The 12,212-nt window shown below is 65.4% G+C and carries 9 protein-coding genes and 1 pseudogene; 7 read left to right on the top strand and 3 right to left on the bottom strand.

Going from position 1 to position 12,212, the window contains the following annotated elements:
• Positions 1–5: 5 nt before the first annotated feature.
• From DCG74_RS09720 to DCG74_RS09740, 5 genes and pseudogenes are all read left to right on the top strand, one after another.
• Complete coding sequence (locus tag DCG74_RS09720; protein WP_172785202.1) at positions 6–1,238, top strand: rhodanese-like domain-containing protein; 1,233 nt, start codon at positions 6–8, stop codon at positions 1,236–1,238.
• A gap of 124 nt (positions 1,239–1,362) precedes the next feature.
• Positions 1,363–2,607, top strand: a complete 1,245-nt coding sequence (gene serA / locus DCG74_RS09725; protein WP_172785201.1) for a phosphoglycerate dehydrogenase — start codon at positions 1,363–1,365, stop codon at positions 2,605–2,607.
• A 110-nt stretch (positions 2,608–2,717) separates the two neighbouring features.
• Complete coding sequence (locus DCG74_RS09730) at positions 2,718–3,737, top strand: patatin-like phospholipase family protein (RefSeq protein WP_172785200.1); 1,020 nt, start codon at positions 2,718–2,720, stop codon at positions 3,735–3,737.
• A gap of 3 nt (positions 3,738–3,740) precedes the next feature.
• Positions 3,741–5,195 carry a GntP family permease gene (locus DCG74_RS09735; protein ID WP_172785199.1) on the top strand — a complete coding sequence of 485 codons (1,455 nt, stop codon included), beginning with the start codon at positions 3,741–3,743 and terminating at the stop codon, positions 5,193–5,195.
• A gap of 87 nt (positions 5,196–5,282) precedes the next feature.
• Positions 5,283–6,268, top strand: a pseudogene (locus DCG74_RS09740) (tannase/feruloyl esterase family alpha/beta hydrolase).
• 47 nt (positions 6,269–6,315) lie between these two features.
• Here DCG74_RS09740 and DCG74_RS09745 read toward each other — a convergent pair.
• The 3 genes from DCG74_RS09745 to DCG74_RS09755 form a co-directional block, all read right to left on the bottom strand.
• Positions 6,316–8,037, bottom strand: coding sequence for an ATP-dependent Clp protease adaptor ClpS (locus tag DCG74_RS09745; RefSeq protein WP_172785198.1), 1,722 nt, complete (start codon positions 8,035–8,037; stop codon positions 6,316–6,318).
• A gap of 109 nt (positions 8,038–8,146) precedes the next feature.
• Positions 8,147–9,772 carry a DHA2 family efflux MFS transporter permease subunit gene (locus tag DCG74_RS09750; protein ID WP_172785197.1) on the bottom strand — a complete coding sequence of 542 codons (1,626 nt, stop codon included), beginning with the start codon at positions 9,770–9,772 and terminating at the stop codon, positions 8,147–8,149.
• The gene (locus DCG74_RS09755; RefSeq protein ID WP_172785196.1) at positions 9,714–10,964 is read right to left on the bottom strand and encodes an HlyD family secretion protein; all 1,251 of its coding nucleotides are present in this window, start codon (positions 10,962–10,964) and stop codon (positions 9,714–9,716) included. Before DCG74_RS09755 ends, DCG74_RS09750 begins: the two co-directional genes overlap by 59 nt.
• Positions 10,965–11,105: 141 nt before the next feature.
• Between DCG74_RS09755 and DCG74_RS09760 the strand changes: the two genes are divergently transcribed.
• Together DCG74_RS09760 and DCG74_RS09765 are read left to right on the top strand one after the other, a co-directional pair.
• Positions 11,106–11,714, top strand: coding sequence for a TetR/AcrR family transcriptional regulator (locus DCG74_RS09760; RefSeq protein ID WP_322619105.1), 609 nt, complete (start codon positions 11,106–11,108; stop codon positions 11,712–11,714).
• A gap of 45 nt (positions 11,715–11,759) precedes the next feature.
• A complete protein-coding gene (locus DCG74_RS09765; protein ID WP_172785194.1) occupies positions 11,760–12,209 on the top strand; it encodes a MarR family winged helix-turn-helix transcriptional regulator in 450 nt (149 codons plus the stop codon).
• The last annotated feature ends 3 nt before the right edge of the window (positions 12,210–12,212 follow it).

The raw sequence follows: 12,212 nt of genomic DNA on the forward strand, positions 1-12,212 counted from the left end.
ACGCCATGAAGCTTCCCACCGTTACCCCCGCCGATATCCGCCGCGCCTTGCTCTTGCGCAAAGAGATCGCGCTGCTCGATCTCCGATACGAGGCGGCCTTTGCCACCGGCCATCCGCTGTTCGCCGCAAACATGGCTGCGGACCGGATTGCAGTTGAGGCCGAGATGCGGCTGCCGCGCAAGGACGTTGCGATCGTGCTCTATGATGACGGCGAGGGGCTGGTCGTGACCGGTGCCGAGCGTCTGGCTGCACTCGGCTACACGAATGTCAGCGCACTCGACGGAGGGCTGACGGCGTGGCGCGATGCGGGCTTCGAGGTGTTCGAGGACGTCAATTCCTATGCCAAGGCCTTCGGCGAACTGGTCGAGTCGCGTCGTCACACGCCCTCGCTCAGCGCCGACGAGGTGGCAAAGCTGATCGCCGACAAGGCCAACATCGCCATTCTCGACGTCCGCCGCTTCGACGAATACGCGACCATGAACATCCCGGGCTCGGTCAGCGTCCCCGGCGCGGAGCTGGTGCTGCGGGCAGGGCAGGCCGCGCCCGATCCCGACACCACCATCATCGTCAATTGCGCCGGCCGCACCCGCTCCATCATCGGCACCCAGTCGCTGATCAATGCCGGCGTGCCCAACAAGGTGCGGGCACTGCGCAACGGCACGATCGGCTGGACGCTGGCGCGGCACGCGCTCGATCACGGCGCCGACAGGCGCGGCGCGATCGGCCCGTTCGAGGGCGGGCGGGCCAAAGCCCGCGACGTCGCCTATCGCGCCGGTGTCCGTCATATCGGCGCGAACGAGATGGCGGCGCTGGTCGCAGAGACCGATCGCACGCTGTATCGCTTCGACGTGCGCGATGCCGAGGACTATGCGGCCGGGCATCTCCAGGGCTTCCGCCACTATCCCGGCGGCCAGCTCGTGCAGGAAACCGACATGGCCGCACCGGTGCGCGGCGCGCGCATCGTCCTGACCGACGACAGATGCGTCCGCGCTGACATGACGGCGTCCTGGCTGGCGCAGATGGGCTGGGAGGTCTATGTGCTCGAGGGCGGCTATGACGGAGCGCTGGAAATCGGTCCACCGCTGGTGATGCCGAAGCCCGACCCGGCCCACCGCTACCGCCGTCCTTATGAAGGCACCGATGTGGCCGAAGCTGCGATGCAGGCCTATCTCGATTGGGAATACGGCCTCGTCGAGCAGCTCCGCCGCGACGGCACGCACGGGTTCTATGTGATTTGACCGAGATCTGGGATGCCAAGCGCACCCATCGCCTCGCCATCTTCTCCCCGTATCCAAGCCCTATTGTGCTGCGTATCGCCCGCGGTCTATGAGCTGCGGCAAAGCTGCCATTTACGGAGATTCCATGTCCGCCCCCGGCCAAAGCCCTGAGCGAAGCGCCAAGGCGCTGCTGCTCGAAGGCGTCAATGATAGCGCTGTCGATCTTTTCAGGAGCGCGGGCTTCACCAACGTCGAAAGGCTGACCAAAGCGCTGGACGGCGCGGATCTGCGGCGCGCGCTCGAGGGCGTGTCGCTGCTCGGCATCCGTTCGCGCACCCAGATCACCGATGAGGTGCTGGGGGCGGCCGACCAGCTTCTCGCTGTCGGCTGCTTCAGCGTCGGCACCAACCAGGTCGATCTTTCGGCGGCGCGCAAGCGCGGTATTCCCGTCTTCAACGCGCCGTTCTCCAATACGCGCAGCGTCGCCGAGCTCGTCATCGGCGAGATCGTGATGCTGCTGCGGCGGATCTTTCCGCGCTCGGTGTCGGCCCATGCCGGGGGCTGGGACAAGTCGGCGGCAGGCAGCCGCGAGGTGCGCGGCCGCACGCTCGGTATCGTCGGCTACGGCAATATCGGCTCGCAGCTTTCAACCTTGGCCGAAGCCATGGGCATGCGCGTGATCTATTTCGACCGCACCGACAAGCTTCGCCATGGCAACACCGAGCCGGTCGAGAAGCTGGAAGAGCTGCTGGCGCAGAGCGATGTCGTCAGCCTGCACGTGCCGGAGACGCCGGAGACCGCGGGCATGATCGGCGAGAAGGAGCTCCGGGCGATGAAATCAGGCTCGTTCCTGATCAACAACAGCCGCGGCACCGTCGTCGATCTCGATGCGCTGGCGCGTGCCTTGCGCGATGGCCATCTCGCCGGTGCCGCCGTCGACGTCTTTCCCGTCGAGCCCTCGTCGAACGCCGATCGTTTCAACAGCCCCATTCAGGGCATCGAGAACGTCATCCTCACCCCTCATATCGGCGGCTCGACCGAGGAGGCGCAGGAGCGGATCGGCGGCGAGGTCGCGCGCAAGCTGGTCGACTATTTCATCACCGGCTCGACCATGGGCGCGGTGAATTTCCCGGAAGTGCAGTTGCACTTGCGTCCCTCCGGCGCGCGCTTCAGTCATGTCCATCGCAACGTGCCGGGCATGCTGCGGCGGCTGAACGAGGTCTTCCTCCAGCGCGACATCAACATCGCCGCGCAATATCTGGAGACCGCCGGCGATCTCGGCTACGTGGTGCTCGACGCCGATCTCGGTGGTCAGGACTCGGCGGCGCTGCTCCAGCAGATCCGCGCGCTCGACGGCACGGTCGGCGCGCGGCTGGTATTCGAGCACTAGACTGCCACCACGTTCCGGTTGCATTGTGCGGCCACTGCTCCCACACTGCGGTCGAATTCGACGTGTTCCAATCAGGTCGAATTTGAGCTTCAGTTGCGTGAGTGTCCGCCATGGAACGGGACGCCGTACTGATTGATCTCGCGCTTCAGGGCGGCGGTTCGCACGGCGCCTTCTCCTGGGGGGTGCTTGACCGCCTGCTGGAGGAAAACTGGCTCAGCATCGCCGCAATCTCCGGAACCTCCGCAGGCGCGATGAATGCGGCGGTGCTGGCGGACGGCTGGACCGCCGGCGGCGCCGAGGGCGCGCGTGAGGCGCTCGACCAATACTGGCGCCGTGTTTCGAAGGCCGCGGCCTTCAGCCCGCTGCAACGCTCGCCGCTCGACCGCTTGATGGGGCGCTGGACCCTCGACACGTCGCCCTTCTACATCCTCACCGATTTGATGTCGCGCGTGCTGTCGCCCTACGATCTCAATCCGACCGGCTACAATCCGCTGCGTGCGGTGCTGGCCGAGAGCGTCGATTTCGAACGCCTCGTGCGCTCGCCGATCCAGCTGTTCATCACCGCGACGCGGGTGCGCACAGGGCGCGGCCGTATCTTCCGCAACGCGGAGATCACGGCGGATGTGCTGCTGGCATCGGCCTGCCTGCCGACCATGTTCCGCGCCATCGAGATCGACGGCGAGCCCTATTGGGACGGCGGCTTCGCCGGCAACCCGACGATCACGCCGCTGGTCCGCGAAAGCGACGCGCACGACACCATCCTCGTCCAGATCAATCCGACCGAACGGCTGGAGGCGCCGCGGACGGCCGCGGAGATCCTCAACCGGCTCAACGAAATCTCCTTCAACTCGCCGCTGATGAAGGAGCTGCGCATGATCGCGCTGCTGCGGCAGGCGGCCGATCCCGGCAGCGGCGAGGGCGCGCGCTGGGCCAAGATGCGGACGCACCGGGTCAAGAGCGACATGCTGGCGAAGTTCGGGGCGTCCTCGAAGCTCAACGCGGAGTGGGAATTCGTCTCGATGCTGCGCGCCGAAGGGCGCATGGCCGCAGACGCCTTCCTCGCCGAGCATGGTGCCGACATCGGCCGTCGTTCGACCGCCGATCTCGACGTCCTCCTGTCGGAGTGTTGAGGCATGGGTCTCCTCGGCCTTCTCGTCGGGCTCGGCCTGCTCGTCCTGTTCGCCTTCCGCGGCTGGAGCGTCCTGCTGCTCGCGCCGTTCGCCGCACTCGTTGCCGCGCTGTTCGGCGGTGAGCCGCTGCTCGCGCACCTGACCCAGGTGTTCATGGTCAACGCAGCGGGATTTCTGGCGCAGTTCTTCCCGATCTTTCTGCTTGGCGCCGTCTTCGGCAAGTTGATGGACGACAGCGGGGCGGTGACGTCCGTCGCCGGCTTCATGGCGGAGCGCCTCGGCGAACGGCGCGTGATCCTGGCGGTCGTGCTTGCCGGCGCGCTGGTCACCTATGGCGGCGTCAGCCTGTTCGTCGCGTTCTTCGTCCTCGTTCCCATGGCCCGTTCGCTGTTTCGCGCCGCTTCGATTCCGCGTCGCCTGATCCCGGCAGCGATCGTGCTGGGAACGTCGACCTTCACGATGTCGGCCCTGCCGGGCACGCCGTCGATCCAGAACGCGATCCCGATGCCGTTCTTCGGCACGACGCCGTTTGCGGCACCAGGTCTCGGCATCGTCGCCTCCCTCATCATGCTCGGCGCGGGATTGTGGTGGCTGCATCGCGCCGAAGCGTCGGCGCGCCGCACCGGAGAAGGCTACGGCGATGACGTTGAGGACTCGGCCGAGCGCGCAGCCGCCGACGAGCTCGTGCGCGAGCGCGCGACGACGGCGCGGGAGTTCGACCCGGCGGAACTGCAGCACGGTCATCGCAGCAAGCGTCCTTCGCCGGTGCTGAACGCCATCGCGCCGCTGGTCGTCGTCGTGACTGTCAATCTCTTGATGTCGCTCCTGGTGTTGCCGCGGCTCGATGTCAGCTATCTCGCCGAGCAACGCTTTGGAGATACCACGCTTGCAGCTGTTGCAGGCGTCTGGTCGGTCGCGGTTGCGCTGGCTGCCGCCATCGCCGCCACCATCGCGCTGAACTGGGCGCGCCTGCCGGCGCTGCGCCGGACCATGGACGCCGGGGCCAATGCGTCGGTCCTGCCCGCGTTCAGCGTCGCCAGCCTCGTCGGGTTCGGCGCCGTCGTCGCCTCGCTGCCGGCATTCACGATCGTGCGCGACTGGGTGCTGGCGATCGAGGGCGGACCGCTGGTCTCGCTCGCCGTCGCGACCAACATCCTGGCCGCGCTGACCGGGTCGGCGTCGGGCGGCCTCACCATCGCCCTCGACGCTCTCGGCCCGACCTATGTCGAACTTGCCGCTCGCAACGGCATCGACCTTGCGTTGATGCATCGCGTGGCGGTGATCGGCGCGGGAACGCTGGACATCCTGCCGCACAATGGTGCGGTGGTCAGCCTGCTCGCGATCTGCGGCCTGACTCACCGCGACAGCTATTTCGACATCGTCATGGTGGGCATCGTGACCTCGCTCCTGGCGCTGGTGGCCGTGATTGCTCTGGGCAGTGCGCTGGGGTCGTTCTGACGGAAAGCCGGCGTCAGCGATTGACGGACGGGCGAAGGTTGCATGCAGCCAACTTTCGAGCGCAACAGAAGAAGCCGGTTGGAAACGATGAGGCGAAACAGGGCGAAGCAATGTGCGTTGCTCGTGGGGACCGTGGCTGCGTTGAGCGGACACAGCGCGTCGGCGCTGACGCTGGCGGAGGATGCCGAGACGGTCTGCAAGGGGCTGGTCGGCGGCACTAATGCCGTGAAGATCGATGTCGCGACGTTTCAGTCGCCTTCGCCTCTTGCTGTTGCCGAGCGCGGCCCGACGCCATCGGGGCAGATCACGCCCGCCAATCCCGGCTTCTGCAAGGTGCTCGGCCATATCGACGCTGTCGATCCCAAGGCCCCGCCGATCAAATTCCAGGTAATCTGCCGATCGAATGGAACGGGCGCTCAGTGCAATATGGCGGCGGCGGCTTCAACGGCGTGCTGATCACCGGCCTCGCGCTGCCGCCGGCCTATCCGTTCGACAAGCCGTCGCCGCTCGCGCGCGGTTTTGTGACATACGGCACCGATTCGGGTCACGAGACAAAGCCGGGCGAGCTGCCGCAGCTGTTCGCATTGAACGACGAAGCCTTCGAGAATTGTGCCCATCGCGCCTACAGGAAGGTGCGCGACGCGGCCAAGGCGGTCAACACGCTGCACGCGCCTTACAAATTTCCGTTCGTGCTCGCCAACGGCCTCGACGATTATCCGGGCTGGGGCGTCTCCGGCGAGGACACGCCGGCGGCCGGCCCGACCGGCGGTTGGACCGCGTGGTGGCTCGGCACCGCGCCGCCCGCGCAGCCGCCCGCGCCCAACAACGGCATCGCCTGGATTTATGGTGCGGGCGGCATCCAATATGTGTTCGCGCGCGATCCCAAGCTCGACGTCACCACCTACAAGGTCGAGAAGGACAAGGCGCCGGGCGATCTCGAAGTGACCGAGCAGAAGGTCGAAGCCCCCGCGTTCCCTGTCGTCCGCGCGCTGCCACTGTGCCGCTGGCCGGCTTGGCCGCACTACAAGTCGGGACCGGTGACGGAGGCGTCGAGCTATTTCTGCGCGCAGTGACCCTTCACCTCTCCCCGCGAAGACGCGGAGAGGGAGACATGCTCCGCTCATCCCGCCGCCATCGCCTGCGCGCCGCCGAGCAGTCGCGCATTGAGCCGGCCGCCGGAGAACAGCATGTCATCGAGGGCTTCGTCGATATCGGCGGAAATGACGGAATTGCCGCCATCGCGCGCGAGGCTCGCTTGTGCCAGGCGCCGCATCAATTCCTTGATGAATGCGCAACTCGTGCCTTCGCTGCGCCTGGCGGCTTCGGCGACGACGGCGTCGTCGAGTGGCAGTCCCTTGCCATAGAGCCGGACCAGTTTGTTGCGGCCGGTCTCGTCGGGAAGCGGCACTTCGATGGCCTGATCTATGCGACCGGGGCGGCCCGCTAGGGCGCCTTCGAGTTGCTGAGGCCGATTTGTTGTCAGCACGAACAGGATGTCAGCGTCCTGCTTCAAGCCATCCATCTCGTTAAGTAATCGGTTGAGCAGCGGTTCTTCGCAGCCGCTCATGTTCTCGCGCTGCCGCGCGATGAGATCGACGTCTTCGATCACAACCATGGCCGGTTGCAGGAGGCGAGCGAGATTCATATAGGCGCCGAGCAGGCCGATTTGCTCCGCTGTGATGATCAGCGTCGTATGACCGGGCAGATGGGCCGCGAGATAGCGGATGGTGTGAGTCTTGCCCGTGCCGGGTGGGCCGTAGAGTAAGATACCCTTCCGGGTCGACTGTCCGAGGCGGCGCAGCACGTCCCGCGTGCCCACGAAGTTCAGGACGTTACGATCAAGTAGCCGTAACGTCTGTTCAGGCAGGATCACCTCGTCACGACTGACGGAAGGAAGCCGGTGCACTGTGATCCCGCGCGAGCGCCCACGGTAGTCGGAATCGGCATCGAGAGAGAGAATCTTGCCACGGTAGGTGCGCGCGGCCTGAACGGCGTCCTCCAGCGCGCTGAAGCACTGCTGGACAAGCGCTGAGCCTGCGGCCCCGGCCGGCGCCATGATTTCGATCCGCACGCCGACCTCGCGGCTGTATTCACGATGAATGGCCAGAAGCACCGCGTAGCGGAGACCAGCGGTTGCGCAAAGCCAAAGACCATTGTCGAGGCACTTGGCTGGTGTCGGTTCGCCGATATCGACGTCGTTGTACTGAAGCGGTGCGATCGTCGCCGCGAAACCGTCGTTCTGCATCAATCTCGACATGGATAGCGTCTCGTAGCGGCGGTCCTCGGCGATACCGAATAGCCGGACCGGAGACGCAAATAATCGGTCGATGGCGGCCTGGACGTCTGCCCGCATGTGGCCAGGAAATTGGCGTACCGTGGTCACCAGCTGACTCCGCGGCACATCGGCGAAGTGCCAATTCAAGACACCGAACGTGTAATTGAACTCCTCCGAGGGGAGGTCCCGCGATGCGCTTGCTGCTGCGAGTACGCAATCGGCGCACAGCCACACCGTGCGGTCCACCAATTGTGCTTCCGACTGCGCGATCGGTCGGCCGCAAAGCTCGCAGCAGGGCTTCGCCGTTTCGCTTGTGATCAGGAGTGGGTGGCCGGCGGCAGCGACACGACGCCTTGCAGATTCCAGCAGGGCTCCTGCGACCGGTGGTGGGTAGGGACCGCAGGCTGCCGCGCCATGCCTCTCCATGTCGGCAATCACGGAGACGGCTTCACTTTTCGACTTGCCGAAGACGCGACGCAACAGGTCAACGATGAATTCACGCGGAGTATCTTCGTCAGCATGCAGCACGAGCTGAGCCGGCACGGCCTCGACCTGAGTATCGCTCATGAAGTGTCCCCTTGAGCAACCTATAATTGATATGAACAAATAGGGAACATAAAAGGACGCGGCCGTCAAGCGTGACGGCCGCGTCGATTTGGTCGTTCGTTTTCGAGCTCTAATGCGCGCCACCTCCGCCACCCGGCGCCTTCACCCTTCGCGTCAGCAGCACCGCGATCGCGGCGAGGACCAGCACCACGCCGATCACGGCAAAGGTGTCGGAATAGCCCATCACCAGCGCCTGGCGCTTCACGGTCTTGCCGAGCGCGATGATGGCCTGCTCGCGTGCGGCGTTGGGGTCGGGGACGCCGTGGGCCATGAAATAGTCCGTCATCTGCGCGATGCGGGCGCGGACCTCCTCGCGGCCGAGCGTGACCGAATGGCCGATGATGTTGGAGTGGAACTGCTCGCGCTTGGTGACGATGGTGGCGAGCACCGCGGTGCCGATGGCGCCGCCGAGGTTGCGCATCATGTTGGAGATGCCGGAGGCAGCCGCCGCATCCTGCGCCGCGACGCTGCCGAGGCTGAGTGCCGAGAGCGGCGCGAGCGTCAGCGCCTGGCCGACCGCACGCACGATGTTGGGCATCAGGAACTGATCGCCAGAATAATCGAGCGACATCTGGATGTTCATGAAGGAGCTCGCGGCGAACAGCAGCAGGCCCACGGTCGCGACATAGCGGCCGTCGAAACGCTGCATCAGCTTCGGCACCAGCGGAATCAGCAGAAGCTGCGGCAGCCCGGTCCAGGCCAGCACGTTGCCGATCTGCTCGGCATTGTAGCCCTGCACTTGGCCGAGATAGGCGGGCAGGAGATAGACCGAGCCGAACAGTGCGAAGCCGAGGAACACCGCCGCGATGGTGCCGATGCCGAAATTCCACTGCGTCAACAGGCGCAGGCGCAGCAGCGGCTTCTCCACCATCAGCTCGTTGGCGATGAACAGCGACAGGCTGATCACGGCGATGACCGCGAGCCGCACGATGAAGGGAGAGCCGAACCAGTCGTCCTTGTTGCCTTCTTCCAGCACGGCTTGCAGCGAAGCGAGGCCGATCGCCATGGTCGCGATGCCGAACCAGTCGCCTTCGCGCAGCAAAGCGAGGTTCAGCGGTTGGCGCTCCAGCGTGAAGAACAGCGTGGTCACCATCACCGCCGTGGGCAGCACGTTGACGAAGAAAATGGTCTGCCAGCCGTAATTCTCGGTGAGATAGCCGCCGATGGTCGGCCCGATCGCCGGTGCGAAGGTCACGGCGAGCGAGAACATGGCAAGGCCGATCGGCTGCTGGCCCTTCGGCAGCTTGGTGAAGACCAGCGTGAACGCCATCGGGATCAGCACGCCGCCGAAGAAACCCTGCAGGCCGCGCATCGCGATCATCGACGGCAGATCATGGGTGAAAGCGCAAGCGACCGAGAAGGCCGCGAACAGGCTCGCGAAGCTCAGGATGATGTTGCGGAACGAGAATACCCGCGACAGATAGTCGGTCAGCGGGATGACGATGATCTCGCCGATCAGATAGGACGTCGAGATCCAGGATCCGTTGTCGGCGCCGGTACCGATGCCGCCCTCGATGTTGAGCAGCGAGGCGTTGGTGATCTGGATGTTCAGGATCGCCATGAAGGCGCCGATCATCGCCGCGAACACGGCGATCCAGATCGTGGCGCTGGCCCGATTGGGGTCGGCGGCGACGCGCTCAGGCGTCGCGGCCGGAATTGCTTGTGCTGGCGTCGATATTGAGAGGCTGTTTGACATGGCACGACCCTCCGGAAACAGGTTTTGCTTTGGGCGTCGCTGCCGTCTGAGCGGCCGGCGCTGAACGCGTTGCGATCGTCGGGATCACGGACATGCCGGGCCGCAGCGCGATTGGCGGCGCGGTCCCGGCGTCCAGCGCGATCTTCACGGGAATGCGCTGCACGATCTTGGTGAAATTGCCGGTGGCGTTGTCGGGCGGCAGCAGCGCGAACTCCTGGCCGCTGGCCGGCGCGATGGAATCGACGTGACCATGCACGACTTGGCCCGGGAAGGTGTCGATCTCGATCTCGACGCTCTGACCGGCGCGGACATGCGTGAGCTGGGTCTCCTTGAAATTGGCGACGACATAGGTGCCCGTGGCCGGCACGATCGACATCAACTGCGTGCCCGCCTGCACATACTGGCCGACGCGCAAGGTGCGGTTGCCGACGACGCCGTCGATCGGCGAGACGATCGTGGTGTAGCCGAGATTGAGCTCGGCCTGGTGCTGGACCGCGGTTGCGCGGGCGGCGGCGGCCCTGGCCTGCACGATCTCGGCCTTGAGAAGATCGACCTGCTTCTGTGCGGAGATGAGGTTGGCGTTGTCGCGCGCGATCGCGGCGTCCGCGCCGGCATCGCGCGCCTGCGCCTGCTGCGCATTCTGCACGCTGCCATAACCGGTCCTGGCGAGATCCGTGTAGCGCTTGTTCTCCTGCTGGGCGAAGGTCTTCGCGGCCGTGTCGACATCGATGGTCGCTTTCGCGGCTGCGATTACCGCCTCCTGAACCTCGAGCTGGGCCTGCTTGCTCGTCACCGTCGCGTTCGCGGCGGCGACGTCGGCCCTGGCCTGATCGAGCGCGACGCGGAAGTCGCGATCGTCGATCCGGGCCAGCACCTGGCCGGCCTTCACATGCTCGTTATCGCCGACCAGGACGCGGTCGAGATAGCCGCTGACCTTCGGCGCGATGGTGGTGTTGTCGGCCTTCACATAGGCGTCATCGGTGGAGACCAGGAAGCGCCCGACCGTCCAGTAATCGTAGCCGTACCAGCTCGCGCCGGCGAGCGCGGCGACGGCCACTCCCGCCAGCAACAGCTTGCGAAAGTTCAGCTTTCGGCGCGGGGCGGGGACCGGCGCGGCGGGCAGAATGCCTTCGGGCGGGCTGGTTGGCGCCACGATGGTTTCGCTCTTCGATGGATTGGCATGCACGGTCATGGCCGGCTCCCTGAATTAGGAAACTTGACGATTTCCAAAATAGGGCTAGCTTGAGGACTGTCAATGGAATGACAGGCATCATCTAAAAACATGGCTCAGGCAAAATCGTCATCAGAAGGCCGCCCGCGTGGGCGGCCACCAGTGCGCACCGACGACGAGACGAAGCGCATCGTCATCGAGGCGGCACGGCACGCCTTCGCAGTCGATGGCTACGCAGCAACCAGCACCGAAGAACTGGCGCGTGGCGCCGGCATCTCCACCAAGACTCTCTATCGGCTGTTTCCGAGCAAGGCAGCGCTGTTCGAAGCGATGTGCGCGGACCGGCTCGATCGGTTGCTCTCCGACGTCAATCTTCAGGCCGACAATCAGGCCGACGTCGAGACGAGTCTGGCTGCCGTGCTTGTCGCCTGTGCCGATCTCGCGCTCGATCCGGAGGTCGTGGCACTCCAGCGTATGGTACTGCAGCAATCGGCCACGTTCCCCGACCTTGCCGCGAATTTCTACAGGGATGGCATCTCCCGTACCGTGGCGGCGCTCGCGGGCTGGCTTCGCGATCAAGTCAGGAAGAAGCGCATCGCGCTCGATAACGTCGATGAAGCCGCCGGAATGATGATAGGCATGATGGTGTCGGCGCCGCAGCGCGCGGCGATCTACGCCAGCCTGGCACTGCCCTCGCGCAAGGAGATCGAGAGGCGGGCGCAGACATGCGCCGCAATTCTGCTCGACGGTTGTCGCGCCGCGTCGGCCTAACGGCCCTGATTTGACAATCGGGATCCGTTGGGCTAGATATTTCGCATGCGAAATAATGGAGCTGCAGCGAAGCACCATCGGCTGATCTATTTGTTGAACGTCGCGCAACGCCGTTTGCAGCGCTGGATGGCCGCGCAGCCTTCGAGCGAGGTGACGCCGGCGCAGGCGGGGTTGTTGTTCATCCTCGGCCGGCAGGACGGCATTCTGATGGGCGAGGCGGGTGCGGCACTCGATCTCGGGCCGGCCGGGATTTCCGGTCTCGTCGATCGCAGCGCAGCGGCGCGGCTGGTCGAGCGGCGGGCCGACCGCGAGGATGGCCGCGCCTTTCGCATCTGGTTGACGCCGAAGGGGCGCACCGCGCTGGCGCAGGCGAAGACTGGCGCGGCCGAGATCAATGCGGCGCTGACGGAGGGATTCACGGCCGCGGAGATCGACATCGTCGCGCGCTGGCTGACGAGCATTCAGGACAAGTTTCCAAGAAGTTCAGACGACTAACAC

It is taken from the genome of Bradyrhizobium sp. WBAH42 (assembly GCF_024585265.1).
GTDB lineage: Bacteria > Pseudomonadota > Alphaproteobacteria > Rhizobiales > Xanthobacteraceae > Bradyrhizobium.

Excerpts from the sequence above, each read along its gene's own strand:
- DCG74_RS09720 (WP_172785202.1), top strand. The coding sequence starts at position 6 with ATGAAGCTTCCCACCGTTACCCCCGCCGATATCCGCCGCGCCTTGCTC.
- serA (WP_172785201.1), top strand. The coding sequence starts at position 1,363 with ATGTCCGCCCCCGGCCAAAGCCCTGAGCGAAGCGCCAAGGCGCTGCTG.
- DCG74_RS09730 (WP_172785200.1), top strand. The coding sequence starts at position 2,718 with ATGGAACGGGACGCCGTACTGATTGATCTCGCGCTTCAGGGCGGCGGT.
- DCG74_RS09735 (WP_172785199.1), top strand. The coding sequence starts at position 3,741 with ATGGGTCTCCTCGGCCTTCTCGTCGGGCTCGGCCTGCTCGTCCTGTTC.
- DCG74_RS09745 (WP_172785198.1), bottom strand. The coding sequence starts at position 8,037 with ATGAGCGATACTCAGGTCGAGGCCGTGCCGGCTCAGCTCGTGCTGCAT.
- DCG74_RS09750 (WP_172785197.1), bottom strand. The coding sequence starts at position 9,772 with ATGTCAAACAGCCTCTCAATATCGACGCCAGCACAAGCAATTCCGGCC.
- DCG74_RS09755 (WP_172785196.1), bottom strand. The coding sequence starts at position 10,964 with ATGACCGTGCATGCCAATCCATCGAAGAGCGAAACCATCGTGGCGCCA.
- DCG74_RS09765 (WP_172785194.1), top strand. The coding sequence starts at position 11,760 with ATGCGAAATAATGGAGCTGCAGCGAAGCACCATCGGCTGATCTATTTG.